The following is a 23,415-nucleotide window of genomic DNA, read 5'->3' on the forward strand; positions in this document are numbered from 1 at the left end:
TGACATGAATAAAGCCCAACTACGCCAACAAATAGCCGAGCTTAGCAAGCAAGTTGAACGATTAGAAAGTCGCAATCAGTTTCTTGAAGAGCAGTTTCGTCTTGCCCAACAAAAACAATTTGGGGCGAGTAGCGAAGGTCACCCTGGTCAAGGTGAATTGTTTAATGAAGCAGAAGAGCTGGTTGCTGAAACACCTGTCGAAAAAGAAGACATCAGCTACACACGCAATAAACCTAAGCGTAAACCATTACCAAAAACATTACCTCGTGAAGTGGTTATCCATGATATTGCACAGGAAGATAAAGTCTGTGCTTGCTGTAACAATGAATTGCACAAGATAGGTGAAGACAAGACTGAAAAGCTTGAATTCATCCCTGCTCAAGTTAAAGTGATAGAGCATGTTCGTCCTAAGTATGCGTGTCGTGTATGTGAAAAGGACGGCATTAGCAATCACATCAAACAAGCACCGGTGCCACCTTCAGTTATCCCTAAAGGTTATGCGACACCAAGCTTACTTAGTCAGGTAATCACCAGTAAATATCAATTTGGGTTGCCACTGTATCGTCAAGAAGCGATGTTCAAACAATACGGTATTGAACTGAGCCGCAAAACTATGGCCGATTGGATGTTGAGGTGCGCTGACTTGCTCACACCGCTATATGACCATTTACACGAATTGATACTTAAGCAAGGCGTCATTGCCGCTGATGAAACCACCTTAAAAGTCGTCAGCGAAGATAAAGCGAAATGCTATATGTGGGTGTATACCTCAGGCGCCGACTCACCTGAAGGGAAATTACCCAATACTGACATCCCAAATATCGTGCTGTACGACTATCAATCGAGTCGCGCGGGTCAATGTGCCGTGGATTATTTACAGGGTTACAACGGGTATCTACAAGTGGATGGCTATGCGGGTTACCACAAAACCCAAGCGACACTCGCAGGCTGTTGGGCCCATGCGAGACGTAAATTCGTTGAAGCCAAAACCGCACAGGGCAAAAAATCTAGCGGCAGAGCCGATTGGGCACTTAACCATATTCAAAAGCTGTATCGTATTGAAACGCAAATAAAAGCGAGTGCACCTGATAACAGGCGGAAAGTAAGGCAGGAAAAGAGCACTATATTGCTCAAACAGTTCGAAGCGTGGCTGATAAAATCAGAGTCGCAGGTATTGGCAAAAAGCAAATTAGGCGAAGCCATCACCTACTGCTTAAATCAGTGGAGTAAACTCAACACTTACACCCAATATGGTCACCTGAACATCGATAATAACCGCGCTGAGCGCGCGATAAAACCCTTCGTCATAGGCAGAAAGAACTGGTTGTTTAGTCAAACGGCCAAAGGCGCTAAGGCCAGTGCCATACTGTACAGCATTATAGAAACTGCAAAGGCAAACGGACTAACGCCGTTCGACTATATGATGCATTTACTTGAACAAGTCTCGGTTCAAAACACCGATATCGAGCCACTGCTACCATGGCGATTTGCTAAAGACTAGGTGGGATTGCCGGACGCTTACCTAAAAGCGGCTCAGGACTTCGGTATTAAACACCTTCTGGCTGTTAGCAACCCTGATAGTCAGCAACCTGTTAGAGAGATCAGCGAGTTTCCATCAATACAGGACTATCGTTATTTGCTGGACGATATAGAAGCGAACCCGTTTATTAATTGAATTGGGATTAGGACAAATTAATTAAACGCTCAATAACCATAAATCATAGTGATTGTAAAACTGTCTTAACTGTTTTAAAACTGAATCGGATAATATCCATCAGCATCAGCTTTACCAAAAAACTGTGCGGCCTGATGTACTTCTTTTGGTAAGCTGGCTTCGGGTTTAAAGCGTCCTATAATTTTAAAGTTCATGTTGGCTGGAATAATTGTTTTAGCCGTCAAACCAAAACGGTTAGGTGGTTTAACATCGACCACTACACTGCCATTTTCACAGCTTAAGTTAGCATTAAAGTTACCTAAGTCAATCACGCCAGTGATGCCAGTAAAGTTAGCGTTTAACCATTGGCCTTTACCTGTAAATTTTTGACATCCAGCCTCATAGTCGACTTCATCTAGCTGCACCTTGAAACGTCCGTCAGCTTGCACGGGAATAGGTAATGGTAACAAACTGATCACTAAGTCGGTGGGTATGTAAGCCAGTAAGTTTTCTACTTCTAGATGCTGGCCTTTAAAACTAATATATCCGTTTGCTGATATTTGTTCGACATCACGTATATTGCCGACTTTTAGCTGTGCGCTTATCTCGCCTAATAACAATGGGAAAAAAGAAAGTGTCCAGTTGACATCAGACACCGGCAAGCTATTTATTTGTGCTCTTTGCGCATGACCATTCCAAATGGTGCCCGATATGCCACCCACACTAATTCCTTTGGCCAGCTGAATTTTCGATAAAATATGGACTGCAGGTAAGTTAACAATTAAAAATACAAAATAAACCACAAGGCATAAGCTGCCCCATTTCAAAACTGACTTCATGATTTCCCTAGTTTTAAACGACGAATTTTAACTTGCCCAGGCAAATCAGATGCTGTGATATCAATGTCTAATATGCTGACTCCCGTTTTTTCCATGGACTGTAACCAACTCAGTATGTCATTAAAGGGGGCTTGATCAATCCAAACTTGTAATTCGTCACCTTGAGGTTGCATCCGAGAAATAGCAATTTTCATGCGGCTAGCTGATTGATTTACTGCTTGAGGCAAGGAACCAGAAAAGCGCGTGTTGTTGTCACCACTACTGCGCAGTTGAGCAGCTCGATTAGCATTTTTCTGTACCCATGCAAGTAATTCTGTTTGATTGTTAACGGCGGATTGACCTCGCTCTAGTGAAGTATTTAATGGCGACCAAATACCCCAGTAAAATATCGCTACTATTACTAACACCGCTGAAATAATCACTAAGCGTTGTTCACGCTCACTTAGTTGTAAAAATGTACTTTTTAGCTTGTCCATATTAACTCCTAATCGACAACGAGCCGATTACCTGATTGTCTTTTTGATTAATAGAGCCTTGCTCAACGGTAAACCCTTGGGCTTCTGCTTGACGCTTAAACTTGTCTAAGGCATCAAAATTATTGGCAACAACTTGAATACGCAATTCTGCCCGACTACTGTCAAAGCGTATAGTTTGAGGTTTAACCTGAGATGCTGAAAATGCGGGCTCGAGTTGACTCAACATAATTAACATCGATGCACCACCACCACTTTGCTCTAAGGTTTTCATTTGGCGCGTCATGGTGGTTCTGAGATCGCGATATGCCCCTGCCTTAGGAAATGCACGTTTGTATTCGCTACTAACCTGTGCCTTTAAAGTGGCTAGTTGCTCATTCAGTCGATTTTGCTCTAGGCTTTTATCAATCAAAGTGGTGAACAATGCAACCACTGCCAAAACCGCGGCTAAACGCCATTTTTTCCATTGACCGCCAACTTTGTTGCTTATTTTGTATTCGCCTTGCAACAAGTTGAATGTCGCTGATTTCACCCCTTGTGCTAGCACCTTCATGGGTAATTCAAGAGGCATAACCGACACATCAAGATTCTTTATATTAGTCAAATTTGTAGCAGAATAGTCATTAACTAAAAGTGCTTGTTCGGTGTGTTTAGCGTGTTGTCGAGCCAGATGGTTAATGGCTTGGATTAGCCAGTCTCTCTCACCCTGTAAGCCTGCCCAATCATCTTTGCGGACCAACAGCTGCTCACCCAACGCTAAGATAGACCACGCATTTTTATCTGCTAATGGCAAAGCTAAAACGTCGGGTATGAGTTGATCGCAGGCTAATCCAGCCTGTTCAATTATACTCAGCCAACTTATTAGTTTTTCTTTGTTTACTACGGCGACTGCCTGCTTATTTCCATCTTTTGGGCCAAAGGCAAAAAATTGCTGAGAAATATCGCCACTTATTTCTTCTTCTAAGATAAACGGAATAGCGGCTAAGGCTTTACGTCCAGCTTTAGGGGGTAACTCCACCCATTTAAGTAAAATGTCGCTGGTGGGCACTAAGGCACAAATCGGTCTTCTACCCGCCCTGTCTGCTAAAGTGGCCAATTGAGCCGCATCTGGCAATTCACCAGAGGCAATAATGTCGTTTTGTTGGCTAGACCACACAATCCAATGAATCGGTTCATCTGGATTGGCACCTAGGCGCACTACTAACTGTTCCATAAGGTCTATATACCTTGTTGCTTATAATGGATTAAAAAAGCTATTTTGTTAAAAGCCAGCTCGTTAAAAACTAGTCTGTTAAAAGCCACTAAAGTCACGCCTGATGATACTGACATTATTACTTGGGTCGACCTTAAACAAGGTTTGCATAGCAAAAGTAGCATCATTGTACTGGGCCTTAGTGTGTAAAATAAAATGGAATGTTTTTACTTTTAAGCGTTTTTGTTTATCACTGCTCAGTTTCAAGGCTTGGATACTGGGTAAAGCCAAAAAGCTTGCGACATCTTTAAACCCCTCAGGATCTCGACTGGCCAGTACGGAATTAGTGTCAGATAAACTGAGTCCAGTCGCGGCAGCAAGAACGGCAGCGTTTTCTTCGCTTACCGTGTTGACGTTAATTTCAAATAAATTATTATTGGGTAGCACACACGCTAATTCTAATAATTCTCTCAGCCAAGTCATTTCTACTCCGTTAATCAAACGCAATTCTGACTTATCAACCATATAGTTATTAGCTGCAATATAGGGGAATTGACGACTTTCGTATTCGCTGTCTTCGGCTCCAACATCCTGCGGGTTGTTGTCTGTGTCTAACCAATCAACAAGTGAGTCTCGCACTAAATCACGGTTATAACTAGGGATCTCTGGTTCAATATTATCTAATAAGTCCATAAAAGCCTCTTTCCGAGCAGCCAGCAAAGATGTACCGCCTTCCCCAGAAGTAGCAACCTTTAACGCATTCAGATTAAAACAGCTTTGCATATCAATTAGCTGTGCTTGAATGCCTCCACCTTCAATAGGGTAGATAAACTCTTGATTCCATGGCTGTTCAAGGTGAATAACCTCACCATCTTCTTCCATCAGTTTTTGAATGGATTTTCGCGCATATTGCTCAGCGCCCATGGCATACCAATAGGCCTGATTGTTGTCTTTTATGTTGGAGGAACGTTTAATTTGTAACTGTAAACGGCCACCCATTTCTGTCGCCAGTACACTTACAATAGCCACAATTAATAACACTATGATTAAGGCAACCCCTTGCTGCTTGGGTTTAATATATATCATATGCCATTGGCCAAGATAAATTCACGACGAATTTCACCAAAGGTTTTGCTGACTAAGGTAATAGAAATCGCAATAGGTATGTTTGCATTAGAGTAGCTTTCTTCCCATTCTTCAGGCTTTTCTAATTGCTCAACCTCAGTTAAAAAACTGACTCGAAAATCTTCAATATCTGACAACAGGATTTTTATTTTAGGCTCGTAGCCAATCACGTTGTCTACATAATTGCCGTACAAACGTTGCAGTTGTTCTTCCTGTAAACGATAACCAATAGCTTGCAGTGTGCTGCGAGGTAACAACATTTGTGGGTTATGCCAGCCTGCTCGCACAAATCCAAGGCCGTCAGCATCACTGTTTAGTACATCTTCGCCACCGGATATTACTGCACTTACTGGCTCGCCATTAACACGTAAAGCACGAGGCACAATCTGCAATATATCTCGTTCAATAGTCAGCATGGCTCTTTGTAATTCTTCCAATTTAGCGAAGCGCTCAGAAGACAGTTGGTCGCTGTTAATTACCGAGTTAAGCACACCGGTACTCGCCAAGCCGATAAGTGTAAAAATCGCCATAGCCACCATTATTTCTATTAGGGTAAACCCGCGTCTATGACTATTTGGCATACTAATCATTTTGTTGTTTGCTTAGCGATAAAGGTACTTGCCGAGGTCACAGTGCCTTGGTATTGCTCGTCCAAGCCAACAGACACAAGCACTTGCACCATGTCATTATCGTTGGTTTTAGTGACTCGCTGTTGCCAGTACCATTTTTGGCCACCCATTTCTTGCTCGCCTTTCTGATTGTTTTTGACCGGCCAAGTCGTATCTATGTGAAGTTGTGTAAGGCGATTGTTGGCAACCCAAGTGGCAAAGGTAATATCTTCAATTTGTGCAACCCCTGTCAGATGATCGCTTGCTGCCTTCATGATAGCAGTGCCTGTTAGCGCAAAAATGAACATCGCTATCAAGACTTCAAGCAAGGTCATCCCAGATAGGTATTTGACTTTTTTTGTATGTAGACTGTTAGGGCGCATCCAATGGCCCTTCGCTTGTCACAGGGGTGCTATCTTGGCCATCAATACGATAATAGGCAGCTAGCTCATTACCAAATTCAGGCTCGTAGGCTAGAGTGATTGAAAACGGTGTGATTTCGCCACTAGAAAAAATAAATATTTGTGGCGGATCGAGTTTTTTTTCTTCTTCTTCTTCACTACCTATTTCTACCCCGTCATTAGATACAGAAAGCTCCTCATCAAATACGTCGCTACTGAATAAACTGTCTTCGGTTTCCCAAGGTAGGTCTGTTAAAGACAACTCCAAGCTGAATAAGTCGGGTAATCTGTGCTCAGCAAAAGTGTCATCCTGTTCCAGCTTTTGCCATTCCTGCTCTTCATCTAGATACATAAAATAATAGCTGTTGTCATCATCTTCGACCCGCAAACCCAATTGCCTTTGGTTTAGCACCGCGAAGTCTGACGCCATGTTAAATACTACTTGTAAGCGTTGAGTTTGTTTTTTGAGCAATTCCTGTCCATTTTCGCCAGAATAACCTAGTACCACTGCGCCTGTTGCCAACCCCATGATAAGCAACACCAACATCACCTCTAGTAGTGTAAAACCAGCATGTTTTGCAAAAGGTGTAGGGCGAAATTTCATGTTAGCTGGTAGTCAATTTAATTAATTCAAGTAGTCGTTTAGATTCCAGTTACCAATATCATCTTCGGTGCCGGGCTCGCCGTCTGGGCCGTTAGAAAATATGTCAATCTGGCCTAGTTCACCTGGGCTAAGCAATTGGTACGGGTTGTTCCAAGGATCATTAGGTAGGCGCGTGATATAGCCATTTGCTCGGTAGTTACGAGGGATTGGGTCGACAGTTGGTTCGCTGACTAAGGCTTCTAAACCCTGCTCTGATGTGGGGAACACATTGTTGCTTAATTTATATTGGGTTAACGCATTTTCTAAACTTTGGATATCAATGGCAGCGGTTTTAATTTGCGCTTCTTCTTGGTTGCCCAATATTTGCGGTGCAATCATGCCCGCCATAATACCGATAATCAGCAATACCACCATGACTTCAATTAGGGTGAAGCCTTTGTTCTTTCGTTTGTTCTTGTTTAAAGAGTCAAGTTGTTTCATTAGATATTCACCATAGAGTTTAATGCCATAATAGGTTGTAGGATCGCCAGTACAATAAACAGGACTACTGTTGCCATAGTCACAATTAAAATAGGCTCGAATACTTTGAGTGATACACCTACCAAAGATTCAAATTGTCTGTCTTGATTATCTGCTGCACGTCCCAGCATTTGTTGTAATTCACCACTTCGTTCACCTGATGCGATCATATGCATCATCATAGGTGGAAACATTTTGGTTTGTTCTAGCGATGCTCGCAAGCTCGAGCCTTCTTTTACAAAACCTGCAGCCGTGTTGACCGCAGCCCTTATCTGTAAGTTCTCAAGTACCTCACTAGCAATGCGCATACTTTCTAATAGTGGCACCGCACTTGAAGTCAAAATACTTAATGTACGAGCAAACCTTGCGGTATTTAAGCCTTTTGATAATTTGCCAATAAAGGGTAAACCCAGAATAAATTTGTGATAGCGCTTTTTCATGACGGGTTGCTGTAACACTCTATTGACGATCACTATTAAAATCACCAACACTATGCCCAGTGCTAAGCCATAAGCTTGTAAAAATTCACTTACATCAATCAGTATTTGCGTAATGGAAGGCAAGTCTTGACCCATATTTTGAAACTGTCCAACAATTTTCGGAACCACTACCGTTAACAGCAATAAAACGATAGCAAAGGCAAAAAACATCATGATGCTTGGATACACCATAGCCTGCGTAATTTGGCTTTTTGTTTGTTGACGTTTTTCGGTGTAATCGGCCAAACGATTAAGTACGGTATCGAGATGTCCTGATTTTTCACCTGCGGCAACCATCGCTCGAAATAAATCATCAAATACGTGGGGAAATTCTGCCATAGCATCAGCTAACGTATGGCCTTCAACGACTTTACTGCGCACAGCCATCATCATATTTTTTTGACGGGGTTTTTCACATTGCTCGGCAACGGCTAACAAGGCCTCTTCAATAGGTAAAGACGCCTCCACTAAGGTGGATAGTTGGCGGGTAAGTAGAGATAAATCAGCTGCAGATATAGTGTTTTTAAATAAGCTGAACCCTGCTTGTGACTTGCGTTCTTTTTCAGCCACTTGATCAACTTGCATGGGTATTAACCCTTTTTCACGCAATTGTTGACGTATTTGTCTTGGGTTATCCCCTTCTAAAACCCCATTTTTGGTTTTGCCACTTTTATCCATGGCTTGATATGCATAAGCAGCCATTTAATCTTCCCTTGTGACTCGCAGCACTTCTTCAAGTGAGGTAAAACCTAACAATACTTTGCCACAACCATCATCACGAATACTGGGTGTGTTTTGGCGAATATATTTTTCAATCGCTTGTTCACCATGGCCATTATGGATCAGTTCTCGTATCCCTTCGTCTACTACTAACAACTCATGAATGCCTGTTCTGCCACGATAGCCTGTTTGATTACACGCTGCGCAGCCTTTAGGTGAATGAATGGCATGATTAGAGGCATCTGTAAGTTTTATGCCTAAAATATCACACTCTTGTTCGCTAGGACTATGTGGGGTTTTACAATCGGGGCATAGAGTACGCACCAAGCGTTGGGATAAAACGGCCAGCAAACTAGAGGATAATAAGAAGGGCTCAATACCCATATCTTCTAAACGCGTGATCGCCCCAGCAGCGGTGTTGGTATGTAAAGTCGACATCACTAAGTGACCGGTCAAACTGGCCTGTACACTGATTTGTGCGGTTTCCAAGTCGCGAATTTCTCCGACCATTACAACATCGGGATCTTGACGCAATATGGCTCTTAATCCGCGAGCAAAAGTCATATCCACTTTTGCATTTACTTGGGTTTGGCCAATGCCTTGTAAATCAAACTCTATGGGATCTTCAACCGTTAGGATATTACGGTCTTTAGAATTAATTTCACTTAACCCTGCATACAAAGTGGTGGATTTACCTGACCCAGTAGGACCTGTGACCAAAATAATGCCGTGGGGTTTACGTACTAAGTTAGAAAAGAAATCACGGTTGGTTTGAGTCATACCTAAATCTTGCAGGTTTAGGCGCACGTTGTTTTTATCGAGTAAACGTAATACTACACGTTCGCCATGACTAGATGGCATAGTCGATACACGCACATCAACGGCTCTACCTGCAATACGCAAGGTGATACGACCATCCTGTGGAACACGTTTTTCGGCAATGTCCATTTTCGACATCACTTTGATACGGGATACCAACATCGAGGCCATTTTACGATTTGGACGTAAAATTTCTCGTAATACCCCATCTACTCTAAACCGCACTAAAAGCTGGGTTTCGAAGGTTTCAATATGAATATCTGACGCACCTTCCTTGATCGCTTCACCTAGCATGGCGTTGATGAGTTTGATAATGGGGGCGTCATCTTCGCTTTCTAATAAATCTTCGGTGTTGGGTAAATCTTCAGCGAGACTAAACAAATCACTTTCATTGCCAATGTCTTCCATTAATTGTTTGGCCGCGGATGAATCACGTTGGAAAGCATTGGTTAAGAGAGACTCAAACTTATCAAGTTCAATTTCTTTAAGACGAAATTCAGCACCTAAAAAGCGTCTAACTTCGGCAAATACCTGAAATTCAGTATCTTGGGTATGATACAAAATTGCAGGCTTTTCACCTGTATCAAGCAATACTTGATGACGCTTGGCAAAACTAAACGCCAATTGTTTGTGCTCAGGCTCGTCAACAGGCATATCGAGATCAGTGCCTGACTCTAGCAATGCCTGCTCCTCGGCATCAGTAGCGCTTAAGTGGCCGGCCGGCATAACTAGTTGTTACCCTTTTCTTTGTCTTTGTTCATAATATAATCTTCAAATGACGGCGGTAAACTGAGTTTGTCATTCCACTCTGGTAAGGTCGGGCCTTCAGTATTTGGCATCAATGGAATACCTTGTGATTGGCGTTTCAATTGCTCAGCACGAATATACTGGTATTTTTTATGACTAATTTCATTCATGGTGACGCCATCACGTATAATGGTTGGGCGAATAAATACCATCAAATTACGTTTGCTTACACTAGTAGACGTCGATTTAAACAAGTTGCCAAGGATGGGGATATCTCCTAATAATGGGACTTTAGAGACACTTTCTTGTACCGCATCATCGATTAATCCCCCCAGTACTATTGTACCGCCATCATCTACTATGACAGAGGTTTTAATCTCACGCTTATTAATAATAACGTCAACTGACGTTGCACCGCTGACGCTAGACACTTCTTGCTCAATTAACAGTTGTACCGCGTCACCTTCGTTAATTTGTGGGGTCACTTTTAACTTGATACCCACTTCTTGACGGTCGACAGACTGAAATGGGTTGGCGTTATTTGAGCCTGTTGTCGAACCTGTAATAATAGGCACTTCTTGACCGACTATAAAAAATGCTTCTTCGTTATCCATAGTGGTAAGGTGGGGAGTAGCCAGAAGGTTCGAATTAGTATCAGTACTCACTGCTTGAAGAACCGCGCCCCATCCATCTTTTACGCCTCCGAGTAACAAGCCATTTACGCCGCCAAGTAAAGAGGCTAAACCGGATAAGTCTCCGAGTTGAGATTTTTCTGTAGGTACAACTACCGTATCACCGTTAGAGGTTGTGGTAATGGAATCTACAAGTATTTTGTCTTGTGCTTGATTAACGCCAACAGCGAGAGAACCTATGCCCACCACTCCATTATTAAATTGTGTGCCACCACCTTTTTCATTAGCCCATTGCACGCCTAACGTAGTGCCGTCACCTTCAAATACTTCGACAATAATAGCCTCCACTAGTACTTGCGCGCGGCGCACATCTAGTTGACGTATTACGTCTTCCAGTGAACGCATCATATCTGGCTCAGCCGTTATCACTAGTGCGTTTGAGTCTTTATGAGAATCAATACTAACATCGCGATTAGTGCTTTGGCGGCCCTTAGTTGAGCTTTTCTCTTCAGCTTGGATACTGGCACTGACACCCTGTAACACTTTGACTAAATCTTCCGATTTAGCGTAATTCAAAAAGATGACACGGGTATTACCACTGGTTTCTAATTCAGAGTCCATTCGCTCAACTAAATTAATTAAACGTTTACGGGCTTTGACGTCACCACTGACAATAATACTATTAGTTCTATCATCGGCTACGACTCTTGGATCAGATTTACCGCCTGAGTTCGACTTGCCTTGAGATTTATTAACACTATCGATAATACGCACCAAATCGGTGGCAGACGCATATTTTAATTTGATGATTTCGACTTCTTCGTCGCCTGCTTTGTCGACACGTTCAATTATTTCCACTAAGCGATTAACCACGGCAGCACGGCCAGTGAGCATCATCACGTTGGATGCATCGTGACTGACCACATTACCGCCGCCAGCTGTATCGTTCAGTTGGCGCAATAGTGGTGCAAGTTCTCGAACAGGTACGTTATATACAGGCATAACTCGGGTGATCATTTCATCACCATCAAAAGGACTGCCTTCCACTACCGGTATATTCGAGGATTTTGCATCTTTGGAGCGTATAACTTTGATCACACCACTGGACATTGTGACCGCTGAATAACCGTAAACTTGCAGCACGTTTAAGAAAAACTGGTAATATTGATTTTCATTAAGCAAGTCATAACTGCGCACGGTTATTTTCCCCCGCACATTAGGATCAACAATAATGGTTTTCTTGAGGTTTTTACCCACAATATTAATAAATTCACTGATTTCAGTGTTTTTAAAATTTGGAGAATAGTCCGCTGCGGCCACTAGGCTCGAAACAGCAAATAACGCACTGCCAACAATTAGGAGTAATCCTTTAAATAGTCTAGGGCGACTGCTAACAAGCAAGCGATTGCGTAAGGTACACATCATATTTCTGGTTCCTCTTCCCCTTGGGGCAGATCAAGGTAAATAGTAATAAGTTCATCTTCGCGTTGTACAGAAATTTGCAAAGATTGTAGTTCTTTGAGCATATTCATTGCTTCTAAGGCTTGTTGCATATCAGTTAAATCTAAGCCATTTATGTCAGTAATGACATCACCTGATTTTAACCCGGCAGCTTTAAATAAAGCAGGCTTTTTACCGGGGCTAACGCGGTATCCCAAAAGTTCACCATTAGGTCGATGTGGCGATACAGCAATGTAGTCAATAAAGCTGGCTGGTTGGTCCTGTAATTCTTTACTAGCTTGAATGGCATCGTCAGACAATGTTCGGCGCCCTAGGTCTCGAGTATTGGGTTGCGAAATTGTCACTGGCGCTTGAATAGGTTGATTAATCGATTGGTTGGAAATTTTATTATAATCCACACCATCTAACATCAGAGTTTCACTGCTAGAGCCATTTTTTATAATGACTCTGTCGGCATACACTTCCTTTAATGAAGCATTAGTGCCTTCAATTTTTTCACCAATACCATAGGTTTGTTGTTGGTTACGATTTTTTATTATTGCAGCGCCTTGATCTTTAACAGAGCTGGAAACTACACCGGTTAAAGTTAAATTAAGTCGAGTCACTGGTGCATCTGTCACTTCCTTTTCTTCGATTGGTTCGGCATTATAATCACCAAACAGGTTAAGCCGCTTGATATCAGCCAAGTTTAATCTGTTATTAGAATTTTTTAGGATAACGGGTTGACCACTCGATATGGTTTTTAACCTGCCATTATCAGCAGGTTGAGGCCACACACGCCAAGTTAATTCTGCTGCATAAGAAAGTAGAAAAATTGCCAATAGTGCAACGGCCAAAAAATTAATTTTTTGTTGGTTTTTGACTAGTTGGAGCCATAATTGATTAGCGGTATAATTAACGACAGTCATTGCCTCTTGGTGGGATAAATAATATTAACGTGTTGATGATAACCACTAGGAACAAAAGGAACAACTTTAATCCACCTTCGTTACAAAAAAACTACAAAGCAAAACTAAAAGGGCCTTGCCGGTGCAAAATAATCTTAAAGAAGGTCAAAGTGTGCGTTTAGACAAGTGGCTTTGGGCTGCGCGTTTTTATAAAACTCGCTCTATAGCCAGAGATGCGGTGCAATCTGGTAAGGTGCAGTACAACGGACAACGCAGTAAACCTGGAAAAATAGTAGAATTGGGGGCTAGTATAAAGATACCCCAAGGATCCGACCTAAAAGATGTTGTGGTACTGCAGATGAAAGAACAGCGCCTAGGCGCACCACTTGCGCAATTAATGTATAAAGAAACCCCAACCAGCGAAACGTTACGCGCAAGTAATGCAGAAGCAAGAAGATTGAGCGCCTTTCACAGCCCAAAACCTGACAACCGGCCAGACAAAAAACAACGCCGCCAAATTATTCAATTTAAACAACAGTAATACTTAAGGTAATAAGGTAAACAACATGGCTTTTGACCAACTTCATCGATATTTATTCAATCAAGGCAATGTAAGAGGAGAAATGGTGCGTTTAGAAAAAAGTTTTCAGGCCATTTTAGACTCTTACCCCTATCCACCTGTTATCCAACAACTTCTGGGTGAACTGATGGCTGCTGCTAGTTTGTTGACCGCCACATTGAAGTTTGAAGGTGATATTGCCATCCAAATCCAAGGCGAAGGGCCACTCAGTTATGCCGTTATTAATGGCACTCACAATCAGCAGTTAAGAGGTGTCGCTAGGTGGGATGAAGCGTTGCAAACTTTGCCAACTGAATTTGGTCAGTTGGTACAAAAAGGTGTGTTGGTGATCACAATTACTCCTGAACAAGGTGAGCGTTATCAAGGCATGGTGGCGCTGGATAAACCTACTTTAGCAGAATGTATTGAAGGTTATTTTGAGCAATCAGAGCAATTGGCAACTAAAGTCATATTGCGCACTCAGCTTAGTGAACAACCCGCAAAAGCTTGTGGCATGTTTTTACAAGTTTTGCCCCTTAGCAGTGAATCTACCCAGAAAGCGGATACAGACTTTGAACACCTTAGTGCTATTACCGATACTATAAAAGACCAAGAGCTGTTTAACTTGCCGGCTGAAGATATTTTGCACCGTTTATACCATGGTGAAGATATTGAACTATACCCCGCCACTAAAGTGGTGTTTAAGTGCAGTTGCAGCAAAGAGCGAAGTGCCGCAGCTTTGGCTGCAGTAGGTAAAGAAGAGTTACTTGATATAGTAGCCAAAGACGGTGATATAAAAATGAACTGCCAATACTGCCACACAGAATATAGCTTCGATGCTATTGATGTGGAAAGTATTCATGCAGGCACTTTTAATCTTCCCGTTGGACAGGGCTAGTTGCATATTAACATTTGATGATAACGTTTAGTTTGGGCTTGGATTGGCTCTGAGATGTAAAGAAAAGCGACTGATACTTTAAAGGATAGTAAAGTATCAGAGTGAAATCCGATGCCTAGTTTCTTGGCTAAACCTCATTTTATTTGATTAATCTAGACAAACACGTTCACCGCGCTTCGCGATTTTGAAACCTTTTTGTTGAACCGAACTGTATTGTTCGCTTGAAGAATATCTAATTTTATTACTATGATTGATATGAAAAAATCGAACCTTTTTTTGTTCAGTCAAAGGCAAGTTTTTGAATCGAGTCATTGAATCTGCTACGCGAGGATGAGGGATCTTTGACATATCTCGCCCTGGCAATTCATTGTTATCGAAGAACGTAGCATCAAGGTATGCCACGTCAACTTGAGATATCATATCCTCAATACGGGTATTAAATTCGGTTTCCCAGCGATTCCAATCGTCAATGTCGGGCAAAAACAGTACACTTTTTGACGGGCCTTTAACAACATAGCCAGCTGTTTCAGAATATTCGTCGCGATGAGGCACCAAGTAAGCAGTTACCGATAAATCATCATTAAACACGACAGGTTTTTTGGGCATCATTGAGATCAGGTCAATGTTTTTATAGTTTACTAGTTGATCCCACGGGCCATTGTTTTCCAAATAATTTTGCATACGTGGTAATGGAAAAACGTTAAGTCCTTGGGTACCAATAGATTCATGTCCTGCGAACATCAAACCAGCATAATGACCAATATGTGCGTGTGTTAAAAATACAGCAGATAATCCGAGCGGCGCATTGCCGCCGTCACTCATACTATCAAGCAGATTCATTTGTTCTCGTAAGTCAGGAGTGGCCTCAAAAAGATAACGGTTAGAATAACGATGATCGACTAATGCCCCTGATGCCGCCCATAATTTTAGAGAAGGGTTTACCCAAGCTGGATCATCTGGGTTCCCAATTTGGGGAGCTCCTCCGTCCTGCCCTATGCCTAGAATAACAAATTCGACGTCACAGGATAAAGAAGCCTGTTGATCCACAGAGGAAAGATCTGCGCAGCCTGCTGTCATTAAAGTCGAGGTGAATAAAAGAAGTCTGTAAAATTTCATGAAATATCCTCTGATGTCTATGAGTAAACATTGCAATATCTTTTCTCTTTCGCCATTCCACATAAGCTTGCTATCCACTTCGCAGCTATATATTTCTTGACGATTATTGCGCCATTGAATCATGTGTTCGGGTATGACATAGCTAAAAACTCGTTGCTGTCTTTATTACACTTTTTTATTTCGAATGCTGTTTGATTTTTTACTTAATGGATAAATTATGTTCAATATTAAATTGAAAACATAACACATATTAACTATTACAATGGGTATCTGTGAAATTTTTCAACAACTCGGCAAGTCTATATGGCCTTATTAACTCTGTTCTGTGAAGAAAACACACAAACAGGTTAAGATATTTAAATACTGTCACACTATTGAGCAACATGAAGAAAATTGATATTAATACTTGGTATAGAAAGGAACACTTCGAATTTTATTCTAGGTTCGAACAGCCTTTCTTCAATGTGTGTGCAACAGTTGATGTCTCTAAAACACTTAATTATTGTAAAGAAAATCAGCTTTCTTTTTTCATCTGTGCTTTGTTTCTTCTTGGTTACACGGCCAATCAAATAGAACCATTTAGGTTTCGCATAAACAAAAATGAAGTCGATGTGTATGATGAATTAGAAATAAGCTGCACTGTGTTAAACAGTGACGAAAGCTTCAGTTTTTGTGAGTTTGGGGCCTGTAGTCACTTTGATTTATTTTATCAACAGGCTGATCAACAGCTCACTAAACTAAAAAATGGTCATATATCCTTAGAGTCATCCAATACAAAATCCAATAATATATTCTGTTCTGTTTTGCCTTGGTTACATTTCACAAGTTTTTCTCATGCCCTGAAACAAAGTAAACATGACTCGGTGCCCAGAATAGTGATGGGTAAATACAAAAAAAGTTATAACGAAATAGCGATGCCTGTATCGGTTGAAGTCCATCATGCACTGATTGATGGCTTACATGTAGGCCAATATTTCGAAAAGCTGCAACTGAATTTCAATCATTTCTTTGAACTCGAATAAAATGCTTATTCAAAGTGTTTTGAGGTGTATTAGAACCAAAAGTTTTTCGTTATTATTTCTGCTCAGTAAACATGACAACCGATAAATCTCGATTAGCAGATGTTCAGTAAAACTATTTTCTTTTTCTGTTGTATGGCCTTAAATAAACCTTCTAATTACACATACTCGCCATCAGCTACAGTAAAATCAGGTTCAACAAGTTCATTATTTTCAGGGTTAAGTACATATTGGTCAATTGAAGGTAGGCGGTTAACACCATTTTTTCAGTTTCAGTTTCAGTTTCAAAGTCACTGGCTCGGCAGTCAGATGAATGCGGTGATATTGTCAATATCTGCTGTGGTGAATTTTTCACCAAAAGCGATCAAGCTTATATCTTGGCGGCCATGCTCAACAGCATAGCCAATAAACTGATGTCCTTAAGTCTGGCTAATTCATCACCTGGTAACCAATAAACACGGTAGCAATTAATCCCCCTTGGGCATGATTTTGCAATGTTACTTTTCCAGAGTGCATTTCAACTATGCGCTTGATGATAGCTAAACCTAGCCCCGAACCTAAGCTTCCACGTGCTTTGTCGCCTTGAGTGAAAGGTTCAAATAGGCTTTGGATTTGCTCTTCTGGGATACCTGGGCCAAAGTCGCGTATGGCAAAGCATAGCTGCTTTTCTTTTTTATTATGCCGAGAAGTAATTTTGATATTGTTACTGCCATAACGAAAGGCGTTTTCGATTAAGTTATCTAACACTCTTTTTAATGCCACTCGCCTAATTAATGTTGTGGGTAGTGGCTCAAGATCTAACGTAATTCTATGGTTTTCTTCTATATTCCTGACTTGTGTGGCGTCCTTTATCAGGTCATTTAAATTACTTGCTTGCATACACTCTTGTTGGTCTTGGCGTACATAATCGATAAATTGATCAATGATTTCGTTCATATCTTCAATATCGTGGACGATGCCTTCTTTCACCCAGTCTTGTGATTCAGGTAACATTTCTGATGCTAATCTGATACGAGTAAGAGGTGTGCGTAGATCGTGAGATATGCCAGCGGTCAATAATGCTCTGTCATCTTCGAGTTGTTTAATGCCTTTGGACATTTGATTAAAGGCATGGGTGACGGCTATTAATTCACTTGAGCCTTCTTCTTTTAGTGGTTTAGGCACTTGTCCTCGCCCTACTAACAAGGCTGCATCTTGAAGGGCTTTTAAAGGACGGTTTAATCGCCGTACAAAAATTAAACTACCACCCACACTTAAGATGCCAATCATCAATAAGTAAACTAAATGAGGTGAACCGTCTCCTTGTCCCAACCCCACCATGGGAATAGTGATCCAAATGTCGGGATTTTGTGGTGGATTGATCCAATATAAATAAGGTTCACCATGGGTGATCCTAACTTGCGCTTCGCCACCTAAACTATCTGATATTTGCCTTGACCAAAATTGATAGGGGGTGGCTTGCTCTAAACCATTTTTAATGGCTTGTGACTGGGTGTATACCTGCATACCAGCCGCTTTTAAAAAACGCGGGTCGAGTTCTGGGTTTTGGCTGCTGATGTCTTCAACAAAGGCTAGTTTGATTTGTGTCGCAAGCAAATTATTGATTTGTTGCACATTAGGGCTAACAAAATAAAAGGTCACAGAGACCAGAGATACTATTTGGTTGATAAACAGTAAGATGCTAATCAACAAAACGGTTTGGCCAAAGGCACTTTTGGGTAGGAACTTCACTTAGTATTAAGCACGGACGTTAAGCACGGATGTTAAGCCGCGCTGTCACCATCTGGAACAAACACATAACCAAGGCCCCAAACAGTTTGAATGTAACGTGGATTTGCAGGATCTTCTTCAAGCATGCGACGCAAGCGGGAAACCTGTACATCAATACTGCGCTCCAGCGCACTATAGTCTCGACCTCGTGCTAGGTTCATCAGTTTGTCACGGGACAGGGGCTCTCTAGGATGAGTAACTAAAGATTTGAGCACTGCAAATTCACCACTGGTGAGGGTCATTGCTTGGTCTTCGGCAGTCATTTCTCTAGTGCCAAGATTAAGTGAGTACTTACCAAATTCAATAATCTGTTCTTCAAGAGAAGGTGCGCCTGGTGCTTCGGTGGTTTTACGGCGCAGAACTGCTTTGATTCTGGCAAGTAATTCTCTGGGGTTAAAGGGTTTGGGTAGATAATCGTCTGCGCCCATTTCTAGGCCAATAATACGATCCACTTCATCACCTTTAGCCGTCAGCATTATTATGGGGATCCCGTTTTCTTTTTGACGTAAGCGACGACAAATAGATAAGCCATCCTCACCGGGTAACATCAAATCAAGCACCATAAGATGAAAATTTTCGCGCTCTAACAATCTATCCATTTGTTCAGAATTAGCAGCGGTTCTGACTTGAAAACCTTGTTCAATTAAGTAGCGTTCCAATAAACTGCGTAAGCGCATATCGTCATCGACTACTAAAATCTTTGTTGTTTCCTGTCCCATAACCTAATCCCAATCCCTATATGTTGCTTAATTGAATACATTACATGTGAAAGCCCGTTAATTCAAAAGGTTGCCATGGCTGTCAAAGCATTTGGATTGTTACAAAGTTTGTCACAGGCGATAACATTGATAGTGAAAATGAACTTAAAAGAATTTTTTACCTGTTAAAGCGACATACATAGCGAAAACACCTACCAATGAATAAATCACTTCAAAAAAACTGATCTCGCCCGCTGTTTGGTTGATGAGCATTGAAATAATCATAGCGGCCAAAAGTAATGATGGAACAGCAATAATACCAATCAAAACCCGAATTTTAAAAGAAAGCTTTGGTTCATGATTCATTGGCTATTGTCCGGTTTACTTTTCACTGACCCAGTCCATTTGAAAATCTGCACGGCGTTTCTTATCCATCAACTCTTCTAAAAGTGGCATTAAGATAAGCTCCATGGCCAAACCCATCTTTCCACCGGGTACGACTATGGTATTGATACGCGACATAAACGCACCATCAATCATTTTGAGTAAATAGGGGTAATCAACACTTTTCATTTCGTGGCGAAAACGCACCACTACAAAACTTTCGTCTTGGCTGGGTATTTCCCGAGCACTAAAGGGGTTAGATGTATCGACTGTGGGTACACGCTGAAAGTTGACATGGGTGCGTGAAAATTGTGGTGTGATGTATTTAAAATAATCGTCAAGGCTACGCACTATGCTGCTCATGACAGCTTCGCGAGAATGACCTCTGTCTGTGGTGTCCCGGACAATTTTTTGGATCCACTCCAAGTTGACTATGGGCACCATGCCGACTAGCAAGTCAACGTGTTTGGCCACGTCTACTTCGTCGTTGGCTACCCCGCCATGCAAACCTTCATAGAACAGTACGTCGGTGTTTTCAGGTAAGTCTTGCCATGGGGTGAAGGTCCCGGGCATTTGATTAAAGGGTACGGCTTCATCAAAAGTATGCAGGTATTGACGATGTTTGCCCATGCCAGTTTGTGCATATTCAGTAAACAAAGATTCGAGCATTTCAAAATCGTTGGCTTTGGGGCCAAAATAACTGATGTGTCGACCTTGTTCTTGCGCCTTGCGGATCGCAACTTCCATTTCAGGACGTGTGAACCTATGAAAGCTGTCTCCAGCTACTACCGCTGCATTGACTGACAAGTTACGAAAAATATGCCGTATAGCATTGGTTGTCATAGTTGTGCCTGCACCAGACGAACCAGTGATGGCGATTATGGGATGTTTAACTGACATTCAACGCACTTTGCTGCTTAATGGATGTCATTTATAAGCAAGCTTGCTACTCGGGTCAAGAACTAGTTGACTGAAAGAGTTACTGCTTTACTGTTTTTAAATCGGATCATTGCAATGTGGGCCTGCTATAACAGCCTTTTTAGTGTGACGATTATCCATAATGCTAAACATCATCCGGGTTTCATTTTGGTTAATATATAACCTATGCGCCGCCTTTCCAGTTCGCCCTATTCTTACAGAATCATTTTACCATCGTTATAAGTTTGTTTCACTTTCAGTTTAAATGTTTGTCACTTTGGATGAGCATGTCCAGAAAAATGTAATGTCAGGCTCAGTTATGATCAACAAAATACTCAGTGCAGCCAATAAAATTCTGTACTCTTACTTAAGGCATGCACTTACATCTTCATGGGATGGTCTGTGCAGCTAATATTGCCGGTGCAGTTCTATGTAGTGGCGAATTGGCTAGTCACATAGGGTTAGATTGACATGTGCATATTCACAATGCTCTTTATGACGTTCGTAGAATCGCGCAGGCACATAATCAGTGGATGTGACAAGGGCAGTCAAAGCTGTCTCTGTTTCACACAAAAAGCACTATTTATTAGCTATTACTGCCACTATCACGAAATAAAATTCGCTATGCTGGGGTCATATCCTGTTCTATTAAGAGATAAAATATATAATCAACTGCAATGACGTATCAAGACTGTATTAAATCCAGCGGTAAATACTATTAACTAAGGGATAAAACAAAATGAATTTTAAACGAGGGATGCTTCTTGCCGTTATAGTGATGCTGATCGCCGTCTTTTTTATGTTTGATATAGGGCAGTATCTGACTCTCGAAAGCTTGAAGGCGCACCAACAAGGTTTGGCTGAATGCATTCATTCAAACTGGTTGCAGGCATTCATTGTTTATTTTGTTATTTATGTCACTGCTACTGCTCTTAGTTTGCCCGGCGCCATTATTTTAACTTTAGGTGCGGGTGCCTTATTCGGTTTAGGTTTTGGATTATTGTTGGCCTCATTTGCTTCTACTATAGGTGCCACTCTGGCATTTTTGGTGTCACGATTTTTGCTGAGAGATTGGGTCAAATCAACGTTTTCAGAGCGCATCAAAGCGATAGATAAAGGTGTTGAAAAAGACGGTCCTTTCTATTTATTAAGTTTGCGATTAGTCCCAATTTTCCCATTCTTTGTTATTAATTTAGTGATGGGCGTGACCAGTATTAAAACGGTCACTTATTATCTTGTCAGCCAAGTGGGAATGCTTACAGGGACTGCGGTATATGTCAATGCAGGTACGCAATTAGCAGAAATAGAGGCCGTATCTGACATCGTCTCTCGAGATTTGATTTTATCCTTTGTTTTACTCGGAATATTCCCCATTATTGCCAAGCTTATGTTGAACTTCATCAAACAAAAGCGCGTTTATAGAGGCTGGAAAAAACCGAAGACATTTGACCGCAATATGGTGGTTATTGGCGCTGGCTCTGCAGGATTAGTGACCGCTTATATTGCGGCTGCGGTTAAAGCATCGGTCACCTTAGTAGAAAAGCACAAAATGGGTGGCGACTGTTTAAATACAGGTTGTGTACCTTCAAAAAGTTTATTACATGCAAGTAAATTAGCGCATACACATAAAGTGTCTGCCAATGCAGGCGTGAATTATCAAGCACCAGAAGTCGATTTTAAAGCGGTAATGAATCAAGTGCATAGCGTGATCAAAACGATAGAGCCTCACGACTCTATTGAACGTTATGAGTCCCTTGGGGTAAAAGTAATAACAGGCAGCGCAACGATAGTATCGCCTTGGCAAGTTGATATTCACACCGCTGATGGTATTCAATCGTTAACCACTAAAAATATTGTTATTGCTACGGGTGCCAGTGCCTTTGTGCCACCTATTCCGGGTTTAAAAGATATAGATTACCTTACCGCGGATAATTTATGGGACTTAACAGAGCAGCCTAAACGTTTAGTGGTGTTAGGTGGTGGGCCGATTGGTAGTGAGTTATCTCAAGCATTCGGTCGTTTAGGCACACAAGTAACGCAAGTCGAAATGCTGCCGCAATTGCTCGCCAAAGAAGACCCAGATGCAGCGCAGTATTTGTATGATCAATTAATTAAAGACGGTGTAGATGTGCGTTTGAATACCACCGCTACTGCTATCGAAAAAACTGCTGAAGGTAAATTTATTGTTTTAGAGAAAGACGGTAAACAAGAGAAATTGCCGTTTGATGAGATATTGATAGCAGTCGGGCGAATAGCCAACCTAAAAGGTTTTGGCTTAGAAAAGTTGGACATTGAAACCAACCGAGTGGTGGTGACCAATGAGATGTTACAAACTAAATATCCAAACATATTGGCCGCCGGTGATGTGGCGGGTCCATACCAGTTTACTCATACAGCAGCTCATCAGGCTTGGTATGCAGCGGTGAATGCCTTATTTAGGCCCTTTAAAACCTTCAAAGTCGATTATCGGGTTATTCCGTGGGCAACCTTTACCGACCCAGAAATTGCCACTGTGGGTTTAAACGAGCAAGCTGCAAAAGAACAGGGCATTGCTTACGAAGTTACCAAGTATGATATCGGCGGATTAGACCGTGCGTTAACAGATGACCATGCTCGTGGATTTGTAAAAGTTCTGACGCCTCCTGGTAAAGATAAAATATTAGGTGCGACCATAGTAGGGGCGCAAGCAGGAGAGCTCATCGCTGAGTTTGTTTTAGCGATGAAATACAACCTCGGTATGAATAAAATACTCGGTACTATTCATATCTACCCCACTATGGCAGAAGCCAGTAAATACGCCGCAGGGAACTGGAAAAAGGCTAACGCACCTGAAAAATTACTGGCATTTGTTGAACGCTTTCATACTTGGCGTCGTTCATAAGTGAGTGTAAAT

At 41.6% G+C, this 23,415-nt stretch carries 22 protein-coding genes and 1 pseudogene; 6 read left to right on the forward strand and 17 right to left on the reverse strand.

Features of this window, described 5'->3' with window-relative positions; genetic code table 11:
• The first annotated feature begins 4 nt into the window (after positions 1–4).
• Together Q0Y52_RS11880 and Q0Y52_RS11885 are read left to right on the forward strand one after the other, a co-directional pair.
• Positions 5–1,501, forward strand: a complete 1,497-nt coding sequence (locus Q0Y52_RS11880; protein ID WP_297816919.1) for an IS66 family transposase — start codon at positions 5–7, stop codon at positions 1,499–1,501.
• A 21-nt stretch (positions 1,502–1,522) separates the two neighbouring features.
• Positions 1,523–1,675 (forward strand): annotated as a pseudogene (locus tag Q0Y52_RS11885) (HAD family hydrolase); the annotation flags it as partial.
• Between the two features lie 74 nt (positions 1,676–1,749).
• On the opposite strand, the gene Q0Y52_RS11890 reads toward Q0Y52_RS11885, so the two are convergent.
• The 12 genes from Q0Y52_RS11890 to gspC all read right to left on the reverse strand — a co-directional run bounded on the left by Q0Y52_RS11890 (position 1,750) and on the right by gspC (position 13,181).
• Positions 1,750–2,493, reverse strand: a complete 744-nt coding sequence (locus Q0Y52_RS11890) for a type II secretion system protein N (RefSeq protein ID WP_297821808.1) — start codon at positions 2,491–2,493, stop codon at positions 1,750–1,752.
• Positions 2,490–2,969: a type II secretion system protein M gene (locus tag Q0Y52_RS11895; RefSeq protein ID WP_297821810.1), complete on the reverse strand. Its 480-nt coding sequence runs from the start codon at positions 2,967–2,969 to the stop codon at positions 2,490–2,492. The genes Q0Y52_RS11890 and Q0Y52_RS11895 overlap by 4 nt, the downstream gene beginning before the upstream one ends.
• Position 2,970: 1 nt before the next feature.
• Positions 2,971–4,179, reverse strand: coding sequence for a type II secretion system protein GspL (gspL, locus tag Q0Y52_RS11900; protein WP_297821812.1), 1,209 nt, complete (start codon positions 4,177–4,179; stop codon positions 2,971–2,973).
• A gap of 78 nt (positions 4,180–4,257) precedes the next feature.
• Positions 4,258–5,244, reverse strand: coding sequence for a type II secretion system minor pseudopilin GspK (gene gspK / locus Q0Y52_RS11905; RefSeq protein WP_297821814.1), 987 nt, complete (start codon positions 5,242–5,244; stop codon positions 4,258–4,260).
• Positions 5,241–5,873: a type II secretion system minor pseudopilin GspJ gene (gene gspJ / locus Q0Y52_RS11910; protein ID WP_297821816.1), complete on the reverse strand. Its 633-nt coding sequence runs from the start codon at positions 5,871–5,873 to the stop codon at positions 5,241–5,243. Before gspJ ends, gspK begins: the two co-directional genes overlap by 4 nt.
• Entirely contained in the window at positions 5,870–6,274 is a 405-nt protein-coding gene (gspI, locus tag Q0Y52_RS11915) for a type II secretion system minor pseudopilin GspI (protein ID WP_297821818.1), read from the reverse strand. The genes gspJ and gspI overlap by 4 nt, the downstream gene beginning before the upstream one ends.
• Complete coding sequence (gene gspH / locus Q0Y52_RS11920) at positions 6,264–6,896, reverse strand: type II secretion system minor pseudopilin GspH (RefSeq protein WP_297821820.1); 633 nt, start codon at positions 6,894–6,896, stop codon at positions 6,264–6,266. Before gspH ends, gspI begins: the two co-directional genes overlap by 11 nt.
• A gap of 21 nt (positions 6,897–6,917) precedes the next feature.
• On the reverse strand, positions 6,918–7,376 hold the full coding sequence (gene gspG / locus Q0Y52_RS11925) for a type II secretion system major pseudopilin GspG (protein WP_297821822.1): 459 nt from the start codon (positions 7,374–7,376) through the stop codon (positions 6,918–6,920).
• The gene (gene gspF / locus Q0Y52_RS11930; RefSeq protein ID WP_297821824.1) at positions 7,376–8,596 is read right to left on the reverse strand and encodes a type II secretion system inner membrane protein GspF; all 1,221 of its coding nucleotides are present in this window, start codon (positions 8,594–8,596) and stop codon (positions 7,376–7,378) included. The genes gspG and gspF overlap by 1 nt, the downstream gene beginning before the upstream one ends.
• Positions 8,597–10,087 (reverse strand): type II secretion system ATPase GspE, encoded by a 1,491-nt coding sequence (gene gspE, locus Q0Y52_RS11935; RefSeq protein ID WP_297821867.1) that lies wholly within the window; start codon positions 10,085–10,087, stop codon positions 8,597–8,599.
• Between the two features lie 74 nt (positions 10,088–10,161).
• The gene (gene gspD, locus Q0Y52_RS11940; protein WP_297821826.1) at positions 10,162–12,237 is read right to left on the reverse strand and encodes a type II secretion system secretin GspD; all 2,076 of its coding nucleotides are present in this window, start codon (positions 12,235–12,237) and stop codon (positions 10,162–10,164) included.
• On the reverse strand, positions 12,234–13,181 hold the full coding sequence (gene gspC, locus Q0Y52_RS11945; RefSeq protein WP_297821829.1) for a type II secretion system protein GspC: 948 nt from the start codon (positions 13,179–13,181) through the stop codon (positions 12,234–12,236). The genes gspD and gspC overlap by 4 nt, the downstream gene beginning before the upstream one ends.
• Before the next feature lie 121 nt (positions 13,182–13,302).
• Here gspC and hslR point away from each other — a divergent pair, with 121 nt between their 5' ends.
• Together hslR and hslO are read left to right on the forward strand one after the other, a co-directional pair.
• A complete protein-coding gene (gene hslR, locus Q0Y52_RS11950) occupies positions 13,303–13,701 on the forward strand; it encodes a ribosome-associated heat shock protein Hsp15 (protein ID WP_297821832.1) in 399 nt (132 codons plus the stop codon).
• A gap of 25 nt (positions 13,702–13,726) precedes the next feature.
• Positions 13,727–14,617, forward strand: a complete 891-nt coding sequence (gene hslO, locus Q0Y52_RS11955; RefSeq protein WP_297821834.1) for an Hsp33 family molecular chaperone HslO — start codon at positions 13,727–13,729, stop codon at positions 14,615–14,617.
• 147 nt (positions 14,618–14,764) lie between these two features.
• Here the strand turns inward: hslO and Q0Y52_RS11960 are convergent, their stop codons facing one another.
• On the reverse strand, positions 14,765–15,733 hold the full coding sequence (locus Q0Y52_RS11960; protein WP_297821836.1) for an MBL fold metallo-hydrolase: 969 nt from the start codon (positions 15,731–15,733) through the stop codon (positions 14,765–14,767).
• Between the two features lie 383 nt (positions 15,734–16,116).
• On the opposite strand from Q0Y52_RS11960, the gene Q0Y52_RS11965 reads away from it, so the two are divergent.
• The gene (locus Q0Y52_RS11965; RefSeq protein ID WP_297821838.1) at positions 16,117–16,755 is read left to right on the forward strand and encodes a CatA-like O-acetyltransferase; all 639 of its coding nucleotides are present in this window, start codon (positions 16,117–16,119) and stop codon (positions 16,753–16,755) included.
• Between the two features lie 426 nt (positions 16,756–17,181).
• On the opposite strand, the gene envZ is transcribed toward Q0Y52_RS11965, so the two are convergent.
• The 4 genes from envZ to Q0Y52_RS11985 form a co-directional block, all read right to left on the reverse strand.
• On the reverse strand, positions 17,182–18,483 hold the full coding sequence (envZ, locus tag Q0Y52_RS11970; RefSeq protein ID WP_297821840.1) for a two-component system sensor histidine kinase EnvZ: 1,302 nt from the start codon (positions 18,481–18,483) through the stop codon (positions 17,182–17,184).
• Between the two features lie 32 nt (positions 18,484–18,515).
• A complete protein-coding gene (gene ompR, locus Q0Y52_RS11975) occupies positions 18,516–19,241 on the reverse strand; it encodes a two-component system response regulator OmpR (RefSeq protein WP_297821842.1) in 726 nt (241 codons plus the stop codon).
• A 144-nt stretch (positions 19,242–19,385) separates the two neighbouring features.
• Positions 19,386–19,586 carry a hypothetical protein gene (locus Q0Y52_RS11980; RefSeq protein WP_297821844.1) on the reverse strand — a complete coding sequence of 67 codons (201 nt, stop codon included), beginning with the start codon at positions 19,584–19,586 and terminating at the stop codon, positions 19,386–19,388.
• Positions 19,587–19,601: 15 nt separating this feature from the next.
• On the reverse strand, positions 19,602–20,504 hold the full coding sequence (locus tag Q0Y52_RS11985) for a phosphoribulokinase (protein WP_297821846.1): 903 nt from the start codon (positions 20,502–20,504) through the stop codon (positions 19,602–19,604).
• A gap of 757 nt (positions 20,505–21,261) precedes the next feature.
• Here Q0Y52_RS11985 and Q0Y52_RS11990 point away from each other — a divergent pair.
• Complete coding sequence (locus Q0Y52_RS11990; protein WP_297821848.1) at positions 21,262–23,403, forward strand: FAD-dependent oxidoreductase; 2,142 nt, start codon at positions 21,262–21,264, stop codon at positions 23,401–23,403.
• The last annotated feature ends 12 nt before the right edge of the window (positions 23,404–23,415 follow it).

It is taken from the genome of uncultured Paraglaciecola sp. (genome assembly GCF_943787955.1).
GTDB lineage: Bacteria > Pseudomonadota > Gammaproteobacteria > Enterobacterales > Alteromonadaceae > Paraglaciecola.